Annotated in this window: 18 protein-coding genes; 10 read left to right on the top strand and 8 right to left on the bottom strand. The window is 41.3% G+C overall.

Annotated features, from left to right (window positions below):
* The 4 genes from ftsY to rpoH form a co-directional block, all read left to right on the top strand.
* The coding region (gene ftsY, locus CWC17_RS12835) for a signal recognition particle-docking protein FtsY (protein WP_138613243.1) at window positions 1-1017 on the top strand (1017 nt) is incomplete at its 5' end.
* A gap of 75 nt (window positions 1018-1092) precedes the next feature.
* Complete coding sequence (gene ftsE / locus CWC17_RS12830) at window positions 1093-1770, top strand: cell division ATP-binding protein FtsE (RefSeq protein ID WP_055014731.1); 678 nt, start codon at window positions 1093-1095, stop codon at window positions 1768-1770.
* Window positions 1767-2753, top strand: coding sequence for a permease-like cell division protein FtsX (ftsX, locus tag CWC17_RS12825; protein ID WP_055014732.1), 987 nt, complete (start codon window positions 1767-1769; stop codon window positions 2751-2753). Before ftsE ends, ftsX begins: the two co-directional genes overlap by 4 nt.
* Before the next feature lie 259 nt (window positions 2754-3012).
* Complete coding sequence (gene rpoH, locus CWC17_RS12820) at window positions 3013-3876, top strand: RNA polymerase sigma factor RpoH (RefSeq protein WP_055014733.1); 864 nt, start codon at window positions 3013-3015, stop codon at window positions 3874-3876.
* 138 nt (window positions 3877-4014) lie between these two features.
* Here the strand turns inward: rpoH and CWC17_RS12815 are convergent, their stop codons facing one another.
* The 4 genes from CWC17_RS12815 to gpmM are packed head-to-tail and all read right to left on the bottom strand — an operon-like array spanning window position 4015 to window position 8800.
* Window positions 4015-4770 carry a divergent polysaccharide deacetylase family protein gene (locus CWC17_RS12815; RefSeq protein ID WP_055017928.1) on the bottom strand — a complete coding sequence of 252 codons (756 nt, stop codon included), beginning with the start codon at window positions 4768-4770 and terminating at the stop codon, window positions 4015-4017.
* A 40-nt stretch (window positions 4771-4810) separates the two neighbouring features.
* Window positions 4811-6076: a S41 family peptidase gene (locus tag CWC17_RS12810; RefSeq protein WP_138613241.1), complete on the bottom strand. Its 1266-nt coding sequence runs from the start codon at window positions 6074-6076 to the stop codon at window positions 4811-4813.
* 36 nt (window positions 6077-6112) lie between these two features.
* Window positions 6113-7252: a murein hydrolase activator EnvC family protein gene (locus CWC17_RS12805; RefSeq protein ID WP_138613239.1), complete on the bottom strand. Its 1140-nt coding sequence runs from the start codon at window positions 7250-7252 to the stop codon at window positions 6113-6115.
* Between the two features lie 3 nt (window positions 7253-7255).
* Window positions 7256-8800: a 2,3-bisphosphoglycerate-independent phosphoglycerate mutase gene (gpmM, locus tag CWC17_RS12800; RefSeq protein ID WP_138613238.1), complete on the bottom strand. Its 1545-nt coding sequence runs from the start codon at window positions 8798-8800 to the stop codon at window positions 7256-7258.
* Between the two features lie 576 nt (window positions 8801-9376).
* Between gpmM and CWC17_RS12795 the strand changes: the two genes are divergently transcribed.
* Genes CWC17_RS12795 through gpsA form a run of 4 tightly spaced genes read left to right on the top strand, consistent with a single transcriptional unit; the run spans window position 9377 to window position 11628 of the window.
* Window positions 9377-9808 (top strand): rhodanese-like domain-containing protein, encoded by a 432-nt coding sequence (locus CWC17_RS12795; protein WP_055014738.1) that lies wholly within the window; start codon window positions 9377-9379, stop codon window positions 9806-9808.
* Window positions 9809-9839: 31 nt separating this feature from the next.
* Window positions 9840-10097: a glutaredoxin 3 gene (grxC, locus tag CWC17_RS12790; protein WP_055014739.1), complete on the top strand. Its 258-nt coding sequence runs from the start codon at window positions 9840-9842 to the stop codon at window positions 10095-10097.
* A gap of 34 nt (window positions 10098-10131) precedes the next feature.
* On the top strand, window positions 10132-10617 hold the full coding sequence (gene secB / locus CWC17_RS12785; protein WP_055014740.1) for a protein-export chaperone SecB: 486 nt from the start codon (window positions 10132-10134) through the stop codon (window positions 10615-10617).
* 3 nt (window positions 10618-10620) lie between these two features.
* Window positions 10621-11628: an NAD(P)H-dependent glycerol-3-phosphate dehydrogenase gene (gpsA, locus tag CWC17_RS12780; RefSeq protein ID WP_138542622.1), complete on the top strand. Its 1008-nt coding sequence runs from the start codon at window positions 10621-10623 to the stop codon at window positions 11626-11628.
* Window positions 11629-11828: 200 nt separating this feature from the next.
* Here the strand turns inward: gpsA and trmL are convergent, their stop codons facing one another.
* Complete coding sequence (trmL, locus tag CWC17_RS12775) at window positions 11829-12293, bottom strand: tRNA (uridine(34)/cytosine(34)/5-carboxymethylaminomethyluridine(34)-2'-O)-methyltransferase TrmL (protein ID WP_055014742.1); 465 nt, start codon at window positions 12291-12293, stop codon at window positions 11829-11831.
* A gap of 108 nt (window positions 12294-12401) precedes the next feature.
* Here trmL and CWC17_RS12770 point away from each other — a divergent pair, with 108 nt between their 5' ends.
* The gene (locus CWC17_RS12770) at window positions 12402-13289 is read left to right on the top strand and encodes a cation diffusion facilitator family transporter (protein WP_283956922.1); all 888 of its coding nucleotides are present in this window, start codon (window positions 12402-12404) and stop codon (window positions 13287-13289) included.
* Here the strand turns inward: CWC17_RS12770 and CWC17_RS12765 are convergent.
* The 3 genes from CWC17_RS12765 to CWC17_RS12755 are packed head-to-tail and all read right to left on the bottom strand — an operon-like array spanning window position 13279 to window position 16312.
* Complete coding sequence (locus CWC17_RS12765; RefSeq protein ID WP_138613236.1) at window positions 13279-14226, bottom strand: alpha/beta fold hydrolase; 948 nt, start codon at window positions 14224-14226, stop codon at window positions 13279-13281. The genes CWC17_RS12770 and CWC17_RS12765 overlap by 11 nt on opposite strands.
* A 3-nt stretch (window positions 14227-14229) precedes the next feature.
* Entirely contained in the window at window positions 14230-15645 is a 1416-nt protein-coding gene (locus tag CWC17_RS12760) for an ATP-binding protein (RefSeq protein ID WP_055014744.1), read from the bottom strand.
* Window positions 15623-16312 carry a response regulator transcription factor gene (locus CWC17_RS12755; protein ID WP_138613234.1) on the bottom strand — a complete coding sequence of 230 codons (690 nt, stop codon included), beginning with the start codon at window positions 16310-16312 and terminating at the stop codon, window positions 15623-15625. Before CWC17_RS12755 ends, CWC17_RS12760 begins: the two co-directional genes overlap by 23 nt.
* Window positions 16313-16487: 175 nt before the next feature.
* Between CWC17_RS12755 and CWC17_RS12750 the strand changes: the two genes are divergently transcribed.
* Complete coding sequence (locus CWC17_RS12750; RefSeq protein WP_138613232.1) at window positions 16488-16979, top strand: Spy/CpxP family protein refolding chaperone; 492 nt, start codon at window positions 16488-16490, stop codon at window positions 16977-16979.
* Window positions 16980-17135 lie beyond the last annotated feature (156 nt).

Here is a 17135-nt window from a genome sequence, read left to right as displayed (position 1 = left end):
CAAGCAGAGGCTGAGCGTTTAGAGCAAGAACGTATTACGGCAGAGCTTGCAAAAGAAGAGGCTAAACTTGCTGAAAAGCCTAAAAAAGAGGGATTTTTTTCACGTCTTAAAAAAGGGCTATTAAAAACCCGTGTAAATATAGGCTCTGGTTTTGCCTCTATTTTTAGTGGTAAAAAAATAGATGATGATCTATTTGAAGATCTAGAAACACAGCTTCTTACCGCCGACTTAGGTGTTGATACCACCATGAAGCTGATTGATAGCCTAACTGATGCCGCCGATCGCAAACAGCTTAAAGATGGCGATGCGCTTTATGAGCTTATGAAGCAAGAAATGGCCACCATGCTTAAAACAGCAGAGCAACCGCTTGTTGTAAACACAGATAAAAAACCATTTGTTATATTAATGGTAGGTGTAAACGGCGTAGGTAAAACAACTACTATTGGTAAGTTGGCTAAGCAGTTTCAAAATGAAGGTAAGTCAGTTATGTTGGCCGCAGGTGATACGTTCCGTGCAGCAGCAGTAGAGCAGCTGCAAGTGTGGGGAGAGCGTAACAGCATTCCTGTGATTGCCCAGCATACTGGCGCAGATAGTGCTTCAGTAGTGTTTGACGCATTTCAAGCCGCTAAAGCACGCAATGTTGATGTGTTAATCGCTGATACAGCAGGGCGGTTGCAAAATAAAGATAACCTCATGCAAGAGCTTGAAAAAATAGCCCGCGTAATGAAGAAAATTGACCCTGATGCACCGCATGAAGTTATGCTAACTATTGATGCTGGTACAGGTCAAAATGCAATCAGCCAAGTAAACCTATTTAATCAGTGTGTCGGTTTAACCGGTATTACCCTTTCAAAACTTGATGGTACAGCTAAAGGTGGGGTTATATTTGCTGTTGCAGACAAGTTTAATATTCCTATTCGTTACATTGGTGTGGGTGAAGGTATTGATGATTTGCGCGCATTTAAAAGCGATGACTTTATTGATGCTTTATTTAGCCAAGATGAGGACGACGTTTAATAAATAAAAGGGAGCTTACTCCCTTTTTAATTGCAAGGAATTCCATTTTACAAATTTGGGACTGGCATAATAAAAATGATAAATTTTCAGCAAGTAAGTAAAACCTATCCGGGGGGGCATCGTGCTCTCGAAAAAGTTACATTTCATATTAAGCCTGGCGAACTGGCCTTTTTAACAGGTCACAGTGGTGCGGGTAAAAGCACCTTATTAAAGCTCATTAGCTTGATGGAACGCCCTTCTGCTGGAAGCGTTTCAATTAACGGTGTTGATTTAAATAAAGTAAATTCTCGGCAAATTCCTTATGCGCGCCGCGATATTGGAATTATTTTTCAAAATCATCGTTTGTTAGAGCGCTACACCGTTTTTGATAACGTTGCATTGCCGTTGATCATTGAAGGTACACACCATAAGTATATTGCTAAGCGGGTACATGGGGCGTTAGATAAAGTCGGGCTATTAGATAAAGTGAAATGCCATCCTTCTACGCTCTCAGGTGGTGAGCAGCAGCGGGTAGGTATTGCCAGGGCGATTGTAAATTCTCCGCCTATTTTATTAGCTGACGAACCAACGGGTAACCTTGACCCAGAATTATCTATGGAAATATTAAGGCTGTTTGAAGATTTTAATAAACACGGTACCACCGTACTTATAGCAACGCACGATCTTGGTCTTGTTTCTCGTTTGAAATACCGTAGCCTGACTCTAAAAGATGGCCGTATGCTTGAAGACCCACTTGCGGAGGTAGCACTGTGAGCTTGTTATTTAAAGGGCGACAAAACTCCAACGATAAACAAAAAAAATCAGCGATTGCAGGTGGTTATTTTTTTATTATTAATATTTTTCGCCAAGGCGTACACAGTTTAGGTGAAATGTGGCGTACACCACTTGCATCATTAATGACAATTGCTGTACTTGGCCTAAGTTTAACATTACCTGCAACCCTGTATTTAGTTGTAAAAAATGTACAGCAAGTCAGTAGCGGGTTTGAAGAAGCTAGCGAAATATCACTTTTTGTAAAAGAAAGCATGAGTGAGCAAGAAACACAAACCTTAGTAAAGCGTTTAGCACTTTACGCCGAGGTAGACAGTGTTGAATTTATTTCTAAGCAACAAGCGCTAACTGAATTTAAAGACGTGTCCGGGTTTGGGCAGGCTTTAGAATACCTAGATAGCAATCCACTTCCCGATGTTGTATTGGTTACACCTACTAAACGACATCGCCAGCCCAATGCAGCTAAAGCACTGCTTACAAAACTTGAAAACGAGCGCGAGGTAGATTTTGGTAAGCTTGATATTGCATGGCTTGAGCGCCTGAATGCTTTGTTAGACTTATTAAAAGAAAGTGTTATAACAATTGCGCTGTTACTTCTTACCTCTGTCACCCTTATAATTGGTAACACGATTCGTTTATCTATTATGGATAAAAAAGAAGAAATACAGGTAATGAAGTTGGTAGGGGCTACCAATACGTTTATACATGCCCCATTTTTATGGACGGGTATTTGGTATGGTGTAATAGGTGGTTTATTTGCCTTTATTTGTATTGCCCTAATGATGTGGTGGTTAACAAGTGCTGTAAGTAGTGTTGCTGGCGTGTATCAAACAAGTTTTTCGTTAATTGGGTTAACACTTAATGAGTTTGGCGCCTTGGTATTATTAGCAACCAGCTTAGGCTTTGTCGGTTCTTATTTATCAGTTAACCGGTATATTAAAGAGATTGAGCCAGACAAAGTATAACAACGCCTGCTAATGGCTGACTCAAAATTATCATTTTTGTGTATTATTATCCTTAATAGAGATTAGTTGTAAATGTGCTGTTATGTTTACGCTAATCTCTGCAATCCCTTAGTTCATCACTTATTCAGTCGCATGTAGTAGACTTAACTTACACTAAAAAACCGCTTGATTTACGCTTAAAAAAAGTTTTAAATTGGGGTTAGCACTCTTAGAGAAAGAGTGCTAAGATGGTTTCAAATGTTTATCACCGAGGTGAAAAATGAGTAAAGATTTATACGCAATGGCACTTACAGTTGGGCAACAAAGCGCAAGTATGGACGGCTACCTTCAAGCGGTTAGTACTATTCCTATGCTTAAAGCTGAGCAAGAGAAAGAGCTAGCAACACGACTTCAAGAAGAAGGCGATCTTAGTGCTGCAAAGCAACTCATTATGTCGCATTTACGCTTTGTAGCACATATTGCTAAAAGCTACTCGGGTTATGGTTTACCACAAGCAGACTTAATCCAAGAGGGCAACATAGGCCTGATGAAAGCGGTTAAGCGTTTCAACCCTAGTGTGGGCGTACGTTTAGTGTCGTTTGCTGTTCATTGGATTAAAGCAGAGATTCATGAGTTTGTGCTTAAAAATTGGCGCATCGTAAAAGTAGCGACCACTAAAGCGCAACGTAAATTGTTTTTCAATCTTCGTAAAAACAAAAAACGTTTAGGTTGGTTTAACCAAGCTGAAGTAAGTACTGTAGCCAATGAGCTAGGTGTGAGTGAAAAAGAAGTTCGTGAAATGGAATCGCGTATGAGCGGCCAAGACATGGGCTTTGACTTAACGGGCGACGATAACGATGACGCGCCAACAAGCACGTATTCACCAGTGCAATACTTAACAGATGGTTCAACTGATTTAGCTGATGATATTGAGCAGCAACAATGGCAAGAACAATCTCATACACGCTTGTTCAGCGCGCTTAAAACGCTAGATGAACGCTCGCAAGACATTGTTAGTGCACGCTGGTTGTCTGATGACAAAGCAACACTGCAAGAACTTGCTGAAAAATACAGTGTGTCAGCTGAACGTGTTCGCCAGCTTGAAAAAACAGCAATGAAAAAGCTGCAAAGTGCTATGAGCTAATAGCGCAAAAATAGTAATTTTAAAAAGCCCTGCATTATATGCGGGGCTTTTGCTTTGTGGCTGTAAGTATTTCAATCAATTTTATTGTTTTATCAGCTTGGTTGTATGGCTTAAATATACTTAAAATACCACCCACAGCTACCTGGCGTTAATCCCTTTACCTTGGGCTAATTGTATATACTTTTTGTGTACTAACTGCGATACCGGCACTAACTCAAAACCCTGCTGAGTGAGCTTAGGCAGAGCTTGGCGTAAAAAGTCGATGGTTTCAGGATACGGATGAGCAATGGCAATAGCAAAGTGGTGCTTTGTTGCTTTGTGTTTTAGTTCATCCAACCTCAGCTGTAGCTGGTCATGCGTTGTTATATTGTCTAAAAACACATGGCGGCCAATATTTTCAACCCCGATAAAATTTGCTGCATTTTGTGCCTGACTTAGGTCGGTAGTGCGGCTATCTAAAAAGAATAAATTACGTTTTTTTAGTACTTCCATAGTCCACTTCATGGCTTGGCTGTGCTGAGTTAGCGCCGAGCCCATATGATTATTGACCCCTTTTACCTGGGGTAGGCTGGCTAGTGCCGTGCCTAAGGTTTTTTGTAGCTGTTCTTTATCCATATTAACTGTAAGCCCGCCAGGGCCGAGTGCTTTACCGTTTAAGGCTTGCATGGGTACATGTAATAACAGCTCTTTATTTGCTTGGCTAGCAAGGCTCGCAAAAATTTGAGAGTAGGGGGTGTGGGGCAAAATTGAATATGACAATTGCCCAGGTAAGGTAAGAAATTCTAAATCTCGCTGATGATAGCCAATATCATCAATTACGATGGCTATTTGCTTTGCCCAAGCAGTGCTAGATATAAAGCAGGTAGCCAACAACAGCCATTTTATTATTTTCACGTTTATAGTTTTTATTATCTTTTTAGTTTATTGAGATTTACTATTGCATACTAAGTAATTGTTTAGCTTTTACTAACTGCAAGTCGCCCAGTATTTCATGTTCAAACTGTGGTGTATTTTTGTTCTGCTCATTTTTTATTATAACGGCTTTATTTGATTGTGGAAGGGTTGCTTGCGCAATTGCTACATCCGGCGTGACTCCCACGCCTTCAATTGATATGCCCGCAGGTGTAAAGTATTTGGCTGTTGTTAATTTTAGTGCCGTGTTGCCATCACCAAGTGGTATTAAGGATTGCACTGAGCCTTTGCCATAAGACTGATTACCAACCACTTTAGCGCGCTTGTTGTCTTTTAAAGCTGCAGCAAGTATCTCAGCAGCAGACGCTGAGTTTTCATTAATAAGTACCACAATAGGTATTCCTTTGAGTATGTCGCCCCGTTTAGCGTAATAGGCTTGGTTAGCATCATAATAGCGCCCTTTAGTGGTGACTATAGTGCCGCTTTGTAAAAATAAATCCGCTACTGCCACTGCGCTTTGTAAAGTACCACCGGGGTTGTCGCGTAGATCAATCACTAACCCTTTAAGTGGTGTGCGATAATCATTTTTAAGTGCAGCTACCTGTAGCGCCACTTCGTGTAAGGTGTGATTAGAAAAGTTATTAATAGCTAAATAACCAGCGCCCGAATCGAGTAATTGGCTAGAGGCGCTTTCTAAATTTATTTCTCTGCGGTCGACTGTAAAGCTTAGTGTTCTTTGGTATTGCGCACGCTTTATAGTTAGTTTAACAGTACTGAAACTATCATCTTTTATGAGCGAAGCTACCTGCTTTAAACTGCGGGTTTGTGTGCTTGTACCATTTACATTAACTATAATATCACCCGCTAAAATACCCGCTTTTTTGGCTGGGGAGTTTTTAACCACCCCCACAATAGTAATGTTATCATCAACCTCTTTTACTTCTATGCCCACGCCGGTGTATTGACCATTTGTATTGTTAAATAAGGCGTCTAAGTCATTTTCATTAAGGTATTTGGAGTAAGGATCCAGCTGGTTTAATAACATCTCTACCTGTTGATTATTGAAGGCATCCTCTGCACTTTTTGTAAGCGGTAGGTCATCAACATAATAGGCTTTAATATTAAAGAGTATTTCAGAAATTTGCTGGCTTTTGAGGTCTTTAACTGAGCCGGCAAGTAACGGATTGCTAAAGCAAAAAACAGCAATAAAGGCAAGTGAACACAATAAAAACGAATAGCGCGTACAAGAAGCGGGAAATAATCGGATTTGTAGTATTTTATGAGTCATCAGCTGCTCCTAATGCGGTGCAGCTGCTTTATTCACTTAAATACGTCTGCACCATTTAACAGGATTTACTGCGCGTCCTTTGTGGCGTATTTCAAAGTATAGACCAGAACTCGACTGCCCGCCGCTTTGACCTACTAAAGCGAGTGTTTCGCCTTCGCGGACCATATCGCCTACATCTTTTAGTAAAGTTTGTGCATGGCCATACAGGCTCATAAAGCCTTCGCCGTGATCAACCACAATTACCCAGCCAAAACCTTTTAGCCAATCAGCAAATACAACTTGGCCATTGTTAATACTGTTGACATTGGTGCCTTCTTTGGCGCCGATCAATACGCCTTTCCAGTCTATACCGCCATGTTTACGTTGGCCAAAGGTGTGCTTTAGCTTCCCTTTGCTGGGCCAATTAAGCTTGCCCTTACTTTTATTAAGGCCAAGTAATTCAATTTTTTGGCTTTTTTCTTGCTCAAGCTCTTTGATAGTAGAGATTAAAGTTTGTTCGTTATCTTTTAAGTAATTAATCGAGCTTTTGGTGTTGTTGAGCTGTGCTTGTAGGTTTTTAAGATTGGTTTGGCGCTCGCTTTGGGCATTTACTAGCGCATTTTGGCGCCTTTTTTGTTCTTCAAATAAAGCGGCTAACTTTTGTTTTGTTTTTGCAAGTGCAGCTTGGTTATCTGCAATGTGTTGTTGCAGTACTTTAAGCTCTTCAATTTGCTCTATACGTGCTTTATTTAAATAGTTGTAATAGCTTAAGGTACGCTCAAATTTAGCCGTATCTTGCTGGTTTAGCAGCATTTTGGGATAGTCGTCGCCCCCAGCCATGTAAGCACTTTTTAGCTGGGCAGCTAAAACGGCTTGAAATTTTGCCTGCTGGGATTTTAATTGCTGTGCTTTTTGTAGCTGTACTTGTTGTTTTTGCTCTGTCTCTTTTACCGATTGCTCAGCCATATTGAGGGCTTTGGCATTTTTAGCTATTTCTAGCTCGTGTTTTTTTAAGTTTTTTTGCAGTGCAGCAATTTTCTTTTGTTGTGCTTTAAATTCTGCTTGGCTTTGTTCTAAGGCAGATTGTACTTCGGATAGGTCTTTTTTAGTGCGGTTTTCGTTAGCGGATGCAGGTGCAACCACTAACGAAACCAATACCAAGGTATAAACACTAAACCAATTCACTGGCTTGTTCATGTGTTATTTCAACGTCATGATTGGTGTGCCAGTCATTTCGCTTGGTTGCTCCATACCCATAAGATGTAGCATGGTAGGGGCAACATCACTTAATGCTTTACCTTCACTTGGTGTTGCATCGCGTCCTACATAAATAAACGGCACAGGCTCACTGGTGTGTGCTGTATGTGCTTGCCCAGTTGTAGGGCTGGCCATTTGCTCAGCATTACCATGATCGGCCGTTATTAGCGCTTCACCGCCAAACTCATCTAGCGCCTCTACTACTCGACCTATACATGCATCCACGGCTTCACAGGCTTTAACGGCTGCTTCGAATACGCCAGAGTGGCCAACCATATCGCCATTCGGGTAATTACAAATAATGGCATCAAACTTACCGCTTTTAATGGCTTCAATAAGTTTATCGGTTAACATTTCTGAGTTCATTTCTGGCTGTAGGTCGTAAGTTGCAACCTGTGGAGAAGGAATTAATTCACGCGATTCGCCTTCAAATTCATCTTCGCGTCCGCCACTAAAGAAAAACGTAACGTGAGCGTATTTTTCTGTTTCCGATATACGCAGTTGCGTTTTACCATTCTTTTCAAGCCATTCGCCTAATACGTTTACAAGTGGTGTAGGACCAAATGCGACAGGGGCATTAATATCGGCTGCATATTCAGTCATCATTACAAAAGCGCTAAGCTGCGGTGATTTTTTCTTTTCAAACCCATCAAAGTCAGGCTCTACAAAAGCGCGGGTAATTTCACGGGCACGGTCGGCTCTAAAGTTAGCAAAGATTATGGTGTCACCATCGTTAATTTGTGCCGTGTCTGTGCCTTGAGGATTGATTGTCGTTGGTGCTACAAATTCATCGTTTTCGTCACGCTCATACGCGGCTTCTAATGCTGTTACACCATCAGCATAGTTAAATTCACCTTCACCGAGTGTCATTACATTATAGGCTTTTTCTACGCGGTCCCAGCGGTTGTCTCTGTCCATTGCGTAATAGCGACCCACTAACGATGCTAAGCGCCCACAATTTAGATCGGCGAATAGGGCTTCTATACGTTCTATTGAGGCTTTAGCGCTGCGCGGTGGTGTATCACGGCCATCTAAAAAACCATGGAAGTACACTTCTTTTGCACCACGCTTAGCTGCTAATTCAATACTGGCGACAATATGATCTTCATGGCTGTGCACACCTCCTGGGCTTAATAAACCCATAATATGTACTGCTTTACCTGCATTTATTGCTTTGTCGATGTTTTCAACAAGTGCAGGTGTTGAGTCAAACTCGCCATCGTTAATCGCTTTGGTAATACGGGTAAAGTCTTGATAAACAATGCGGCCAGCACCTAGGTTTACATGGCCTACTTCTGAGTTACCCATTTGCCCTTCAGGTAAGCCTACATCTAATCCTGAGCCTGAAATTAATGTATGTGGACGGGTTGCCCATAGGTTGTCTAAGACAGGGGTGTTTGCTGCAAGAATTGCATTACTTTGCTCTTCTTCGCGGTAACCCCAACCGTCTAAAATCATTAATACCAGTGGTTTTTTATGCTCTGTCATAATCGCTCCTGAAAATTAGCACCTGTTGATGGGTACTGTGCGCCGAAAGGTTATCTGGTTAGTTTTAGCATACCGTGTTTTAGCGATAGAATCAGCACTGAAAACAAGATATTAAATTTTTACATACTATTTATATGGGGCGCTTTATGTGTTTTTAAACTGCAGCAAACTCGCATTTTAACTTGGTTTGGGTATACTTGCGTGGCTAAAGTACAAAATACCTAGAATATTAGGGCGTGTTGCGCTTTGGTGGCTGAATTTGCAGCAGTATGTTTGGTTTTTAGGTAAGGCAGAGCCTATGAGGTGTGGTTATTCCCCATAAATAGGCGATAACGTAGCATAAATACCAAACATGCGCTGCCCGTTGGGTTCTTTCTAGGGACTATTACCTCTTTGTTACCTACATGGATGTAGGTAAGGGCGTGAGCAGGACGCGGAAGCTTTGCTCGGTTTTTACTTAGCCCACTAGGTTACAAACCTCGCGCCGCGATTTAATCGCCCCTAGATTGAACAAATTTCAATCCACAAAGGCCAACACGCCCTAGGTTTAGAACATAATTTCATAGTGGAAGTAGAATGGATCAATATATTGAATTTATTACAAATCATCCTATTTTAAGCCTAGCTTGGGTTGGTATTGTATTTCTTATTGTAAGCGGTTGGATTAAAAGTAAACTTTCAGCGGTGAAAGAAATAAATCCACAGCAATTAACACTTCTTATTAACCGTGAAGATGGCAAAGTAGTCGATATTCGCGCTCAAAAAGAGTTTAACGCTGGTCGTATAGCGGGCGCTGAACACTTAAGCCCTGAAAAAGCAAAACAATCTGACTTTTCTAGCCTTGAAAAGCACAAGAGTAAACCCATTATACTAGTATGTGCCACGGGCATGACTGCACAAGGCGTTGCTAATGCAATGCATAAAGCAGGCTTTGAATCGGTTTATGTATTATCAGGTGGTATGGGGTCGTGGCAATCAGCCAGCCTTCCAACTACAACAGGTCGCTAATCAGTTTAGTAGTACCGATAGAGGATTTATTATGAGTAATGTTGTTTTATACACCAAAGCGTATTGTCCATTTTGCCAACGTGCTCTTGCACTTTTAAACAGTAAAGGCGTTGAGTACACAAATATCGATATTGGTGTTCAACCAGAGCTTCGCGACGAAATGATTACCAAAGCAGGTGGCGCAAGCACAGTACCGCAAATTTTTATTAATGATGAACATATCGGTGGCTGCGACGACATGATGGCTATTGAAGCGCAAGGTAAACTTGACGCTAAGCTAAATGCTTAATTTTAATTATAAAAACTAACACGTAGGAAGCACAATGAACGAAGAAAATCAAAACGCAGCAGCACAAGAGGGTGGCGCACAATTTGCGATTCAACGTATTTACACTAAAGATGTATCGTTTGAAACGCCTAACTCGCCTGCGATTTTTCAAAAAGAATGGACGCCAGAAGTTAAATTAGACTTAGACACTCGCTCTAATAAATTAGACGAAGGTGTGTTCGAAGTTGTTTTAGCATTAACTGTTACTGCCTCTATTGGTGAAGAAACTGCGTTTTTATGTGAAATTCAGCAAGCTGGTATTTTTACTGTGGGTGAGCTTGAAGAAGTACAACTAGCACATATGCTAGGTGCATACTGCCCTAACGTGTTATTCCCATACGCGCGTGAAGCCGTATCTAATCTTGTTAACCGTGGTACTTTCCCACAGCTTAACCTTGCGCCAGTGAACTTTGATGCGTTATTTGCACAATACATGCAACAACGTACTGCGCAAGCTGAGCAGGTTTCAGCAGACGCATAATCTATGAGTACAGCAACTTCAGCTGTTACTGTATTGGGAGCGGGGTCTTACGGCACCGCTCTTGCTATTTGCTTAGCCCGAAATGGTCACCGAGTGACACTTTGGGGTCGCAATAGCGACGACGTTGCTACGCTTGCAGCTGAGCGGAAAAATCAACGTTACCTTCCTGATGTACCATTCCCTGACACTCTTGTATTACAAGCCGATTTACAACAAGCCGTAGCGAGTAGTGCTATTGTACTTGTGGTTGTGCCAAGTCACGCCTTTGCCGATACTTTGCAGCAAATAAAGCCAGCACTGGTTGAAGGTGCGCAAGTGGCGTGGGCAACTAAAGGGCTTGAGCCAAACACTGGGCGTTTGTTACAAGAGGTTGCCCTGCAAGAACTGGGTGATGCAATACCGCTTGCGGTTTTATCAGGTCCAACTTTTGCTAAAGAAATGGCGATGGGGCTACCTACCGCAATATCGGTCTCGTCTACTTCAACGGAGTTTGCGCAACAACTTGCAGGTTTACTCCATTGTGGGCGCTCGTTCCGTGTGTATAACAACGATGACTTTATTGGCATTCAGTTAGGTGGAGCGGTTAAAAATGTAATCGCTATCGGCGCGGGTATGTCGGATGGGGTTGGCTTTGGTGCTAATGCGCGTACCGCGTTGATCACCCGTGGCTTGGCTGAATTAACACGCTTAGGGTGCGCCTTAGGCGCAAAGCAAGAAACCTTTATGGGGATGGCAGGGCTTGGTGATTTAATCTTAACCTGTACCGATAATCAATCACGTAACCGACGCTTTGGTCTAGCATTAGGCAAAGGTGAAGGAGTAGACGCTGCTATTGAGTCTATCGGGCAAGTTGTAGAAGGCTTTAGAAATACAAAAGAAGTGTATTTATTAGCTCAGCGCGCCGGTGTAGAAATGCCAATCACAGAGCAAATCTATAAAGTACTTTACGAAAGTAAAGATATGAAAGAAGCTGCTATGGCCCTATTAGGCCGAGAACAAAAGGCCGAATAACCTCGGCCTTTTAGTTAGGCTTTAATTTGATGAGTCTAGCATGATACCAATGTGCAATAATACTTATACCATTTTGCAGGACTAAACGTGTCGCTACCTTTGTTAAAAAATTTTCTTTTAAATTAAATAGAAAATTTTTGCCTAGCTATCAACACGTTTTTCTAACCTCAAAACAGATCAATTAATTAAGCAAATTGGTATTACTTGCCTCCAACAAACCCCAGTTGTCGCCAAGATTCGTAAATAAATACAGCAACCGAATTTGATAGATTCATACTGCGGCTATTCGGCTGCATAGGAATACGTACACGTTGATTGTTAGGTAATGCTTGAATCATTTCATCGGGTAGACCACGAGTTTCTGGACCAAATACTAAGCAGTCACCGGCTTCGTAGCTTGCTTCGTGATGAAGCTGGCTGCCTTTAGTGGTACATGCATAGACTTTTTTAGGTTGGCATTTTTCAAGGTATGCCTCAAACGATGCATGTCGCTGAACATTGCTAAACTCATGGTAATCAAGACCTGCACGTTTTACTCGCTTATCGTCCCACTCAAAACCTAATGGCTCAATTAAATGCAATGAGTAACCTGTGTTTGCACACAAGCGTATGATATTTCCTGTATTTGGTGGGATTTCAGGTTGATATAAAACGATATCCAGCATAATGCGCCTTTCTATTAATCTATAATTTGACGTTTGGCAGTATACACGAAACCGGTAAAAAAAATGATATACTCGCGCCATTGAATACCGCAAGTAGTGAATATTAACGTGCATCACCGTAGTTACGAATTTTGGGTTAAAACATCAAGCATAGTGACCATGGTTATGGTGAGCTTAATGATAGCGGCCAAAGCTTGGGCTTGGTTGGCATCGGGTTCGGCCTCTATGCTTGGCTCGTTGACCGACTCTTTAATGGATATTACAGCCACTGCTATGAGTTTTTTAGTACTTGGCTACGCACTGCGTCCAGCCGATGACGATCACCGTTTTGGCCATGGTAAAGCAGAAGCGCTTGCAGGGCTTGGTCAAGCTGCATTTATAGCTGGCTCTGGGTGCTTATTAGCATTTCATGGCATTGAGCGTTTATTCAACCCCATCGTATTAAGTCATTCATTGCTTGGCGTGTGGGTAAGTGTATTTGCTATTGCGTGTACGTTAGTGATTGTGTTTTTTCAAACTAAAGTAGTTAAACATACCGAGTCTATCGCTATAAAAGCAGACTCGGTGCATTATAAAGGGGATTTAATTTTAAATGCTGCGGTATTACTGGCTATTTTGCTCTCATACTATGGGGTGTTATATGCTGATCCACTATTTGCTATTGGTGTAGCCGGTTATTTGCTTTACAACAGCTGGGATATAGCACGTGATAGCGCTGATCATTTAATGGATAAAGAGCTGCCAGACGAAGAAAAGCAAAGCATTTACGATATAGCGAATAAGCATCAAGATGTTTATGGCGTACACGACATCCGCACTCGCCAAGGTGGAAAGATCAAGTTTATACAAATGCACTTAGAGTTAGATGACGATTTATCGTTAATTCGAGCTCATAATGTGGCTGACGAAGTCGAAAAAATGATTGCTGATTGCTTTGAGTCTGAGGTTGATATACTTATCCACCTCGACCCACTATCTGTTGTTATTAAAGATTAATCGACTCGCAAAATGTGTATAAACTTTTGAGTGCTAGTTTACGAATTTCGTCTCGTTCAAAAAAAAGTTCGTGCTTAGCATCTTTGAAGCTTTCAATAGATGCATTTTCATGGCTGTTTGCCAGCTTATCAAGTGCCGTGTTATTAACTACTTCATCTTTTTCGGCTTTAGCAATATACATTGGAATAGTAATATTTAGCTTATCTACTGATGGCAAAAACTTAATAACAGCATGCAACCACCCATAGGTTACCCCGCCAAGCTGCAACGAAGGTGTAGCATGATAGGTTTGCCTAAATTGTTTGTAACGTATTTCACTACTTGTTAGCACGTTTAGGTCAAAATTTAAGGGAATATAGTTTTTTTGCCCAAAGGCATAGCTGTATTGAAAGCCTAAAATTTTAGCTATGTTGACGGCCAAAGTAGTCGAAAAACGAGGCACCTTTTTGGTAAAAATATTTAACATGGGAGCTGACAAAAATACCCCTTTGTAATCATGCGTATAGGTTGCTAAATAATGCAGCGCAATGGCTCCTCCCATCGAATGCGCTATTAACGCTTTATTGCCTTGCCAGTGAGCATTAACAACCTGTTCAGTAAATTGGTTTAGATCTGCACTGTAATCTTGAAAGTCTTTAACATAGCCTTTGTGCTTGTTTCTTAAATGCCGATAAGAGCGACCTTGTCCTTGATGGTCGATTATAAAAATAGCGTAATCATTGTTATAAAACTCCCACAAAAGCTCTTTATATTTATCAGTGCCTTCTACTCTGCCAGAACTAATAACTAACGCCATTTTTGCATTAGCGGGTTTTGCATAGGCGTAAAATAATTTGCCATGCAAGGTTTTTAAGTTAGATTTAATGAGTGTGTTTTCAAAAAATTCTTCAATTGCAGATTGGTTATTTTCAAGCTCACTTTCACTGCTACAAAACATGGGTTACTCTTTAGTTATTGGTAAGGTTATGTTGGCACATAAACCACCATTTTCTTTATTTGATAACGCTAAACTACCACCATGCGCAATAATAGCATTTTTAGCGATGGCTAAGCCAAGCCCTGTGCCACCACTTACTCGGTCGCGGGCGTCAGATTGTCTAAAAAAGGGCTCACAAAGCTTGCTTAATTGATCATTTGGCACGCCTGGTCCGTCGTCGCAAATTTCAATATAAATTTTGCTGTTATAGTGTACGTTAAAGCTAATATTGCTGTGTGCGTATTTTATTGCATTGCGTAATAAGTTTTCGAGTGCACTGGCTATTAACGACTCATCGCAACTGAGCATAACATCGGCACTGCCGCTAAATGTGAGTGTTTTAGTATTTTGTTTAGCTTCAAACTGTGCATCGTTTAATACGTGCTCTACTATATCTTTTAACGACTGCTTTTGAAGAGACAGTGCTTGGCTTTGCGCTTCTAAACGCGACACTTGCAGTACATCAGCAATCATTTTATCAAGTTGATTCGCTTCTTTTTCAATCCGCAATAAATACGATTGGCTTGCCTCGTTGGCTTGCATTTGAGCAAGGCCTGTGGCCATTTTTAAACGCGTAAGTGGGGAGCGCAACTCGTGAGATATATCAGCAAGCAAACGCTTTTGGGCACTAATAAGTTGCTCAAGCTGATTGGCCATACTGTTAAAGTCGCGGCCAAGCACCCCTAATTCGTCTTTTCTGTTAGCAGGTATGGCAACACGCGCTGATAAGTCGCCTGATGACAGTTTTATGGCTGCTTTTTTAAGGCTGTTAATTGGGGCAATTAAGTTACGGCTAAATATAAAACTCAGTACTAAAGAGGCAAAAATAGCCACCAAGACTTTCATCCAATTTGGCATTAACTTAAAACGCATGAGTAAAGGCGGTTGGTGGTTAATATCGATTTCGTAAAGGTAAAATTGCCCCTCGGGCACAGTGATTAGTACTGGGCCAAAAGCTTGGTACTTTTCGGTAAAAATAATCTGTGGTGCTAAGTTTTGGCTAAAGCTAAGTAAATTCAAGTCTATTTCGGCGGGTATCTCTTTATTACTTAATGCGTCTTCGGGTTGCGCTGTAGCTAAATATAAAATTTTGCGTTTTGAAAGCCTAGGGTGCGTTAAAACATCGGCAAGCGTTCGTTTGTGCTTAGTTACACTTCGCTCAATACTTTTGGCTGTGTAAATTAGGTTTTTTTTCATTGGTCCACGCAGAGACTCAGTGCTTACAGCATTGATTGCAGTAATGTTACTTAAAAATATAAGCGCTGCTACAGTCCCTGTTATCGTCAGCCAAAACCAAGCAAATATTTTAAAAAATAAATAATGCCTAGGGTGCTTTAGCCAGGCAAAGTAATGCTTATTACTCCCCTTGGATGAAAACATAGCCTGTACCTCGCATTGTTTTTATTCGCTCGCCTGGGATGTGCTCGGCTATTTTTTTGCGAATATTGCTAACGTGCATATCAATTGAGCGATCAAACGAGGCTAAGCGCCTGCCCAGTACTTCCTCGCTTATTTGCTCTTTACTGACAACTTCGCCGGCATTTTTAATTAATAGCACGAGTACCTCGTACTCTGTGCCAGTAAGTGTAAGGGGGTGGTCGCTAATGGTTGCCTCACGCGCTGCCAAATTAACCGTAATGCCGTTTATATTTATTTTATTGGGTGTTGCAACATTTAAGCTATTTATGTGCTCTATGCGACGAGTAATCGCTTTTACGCGAGCAAGCAACTCACGGTGATTAAAGGGTTTGGGTATATAATCGTCAGCGCCAAGCTCTAAGCCAAAAATGCGGTCAAAGTCTTCGCCTTTTGCAGTGAGCATAATGACCGGCGTTAACTTGGTTTGCCTAAGCTGTTTAAGTACCTCAAAACCATCAAGGGTGGGGAGCATGACATCTAGTAATATTAGCGCGTAGTCGTTTGCTTGAGCAAGTTTTAAGCCTTGCTCGCCATCGTGAACGCTTTGTACTTCAAAACCTTGCGCGGCTAAATACTCAGTAAGTAATTCGCACAAACCCGTGTCGTCATCAATCATTAATAGCTTCATTTCAAACCCTTAGGCAGTTTCTATATGGTTATTTTACTTCGTAAATTGTGCAAAAGTGAATCTTTACACAACCTTTACACTGCTTTGCGTTACTTTGCGTTGCAAGGGGTATAGTTAACTCACTGGCTTAGCAGTCACAACCAAATTCAATCCATCCAATATTAAGGTGATGATTATGACTAAAGTAAATACACTTTCAAAATTAGTACTTATTTGTGGTCTAGCAACGGCTACACTTGGTGCCGGTAGCGTATTAGCAAAAGGCGGCATGCACGATAAGCAAGGCCACTCTCAAGCGCGTTTTTTATTATCTGAGCGCGGTGCCGACAAGCTTGATTTAACTGACGAGCAACAAACTAAGCTTGAAGCTATTTTTAAAGCGCAAAAAACGCAAATGAAAGCACTACGTGGCACTGATAAAGAAACACGTAAAGCACAGCGCGAAGCGCATAAAGCTAAAATGGATGCACTACTTAGCGCTCCAACATTTGACGAAAACGCTGCAAAAGAGCTATTAGCTGCACGCCATGAAAAAGGCACTGAAATTGGTTTAATTAAACTAAAAACACAGCATCAAGTAATGCAGGTGCTTAACGCTGAGCAGCAAGAAAAGTTTGCTAAAATGCAAAAGCGTATGGGTAAAAAACACCGTAAGCAAAGAGACTGATACCAATCCGCATAAGTAAGTGATCTATTATGAGGACGGAAAAACGTGTTGATAGCAAGGCAAAATATTCGCTATTTAGTTGTTCTAAATGAGAATTTTTTTAACGCAGATAGCGACACGTTTAGCCCCTGAAAATGATTAAGTGTTATTGAGGAT

Source organism: Pseudoalteromonas sp. S3785, from assembly GCF_005887365.1.
Taxonomy (GTDB): domain Bacteria; phylum Pseudomonadota; class Gammaproteobacteria; order Enterobacterales; family Alteromonadaceae; genus Pseudoalteromonas.
This window is presented reverse-complemented; position numbering and strand designations above follow the sequence as displayed.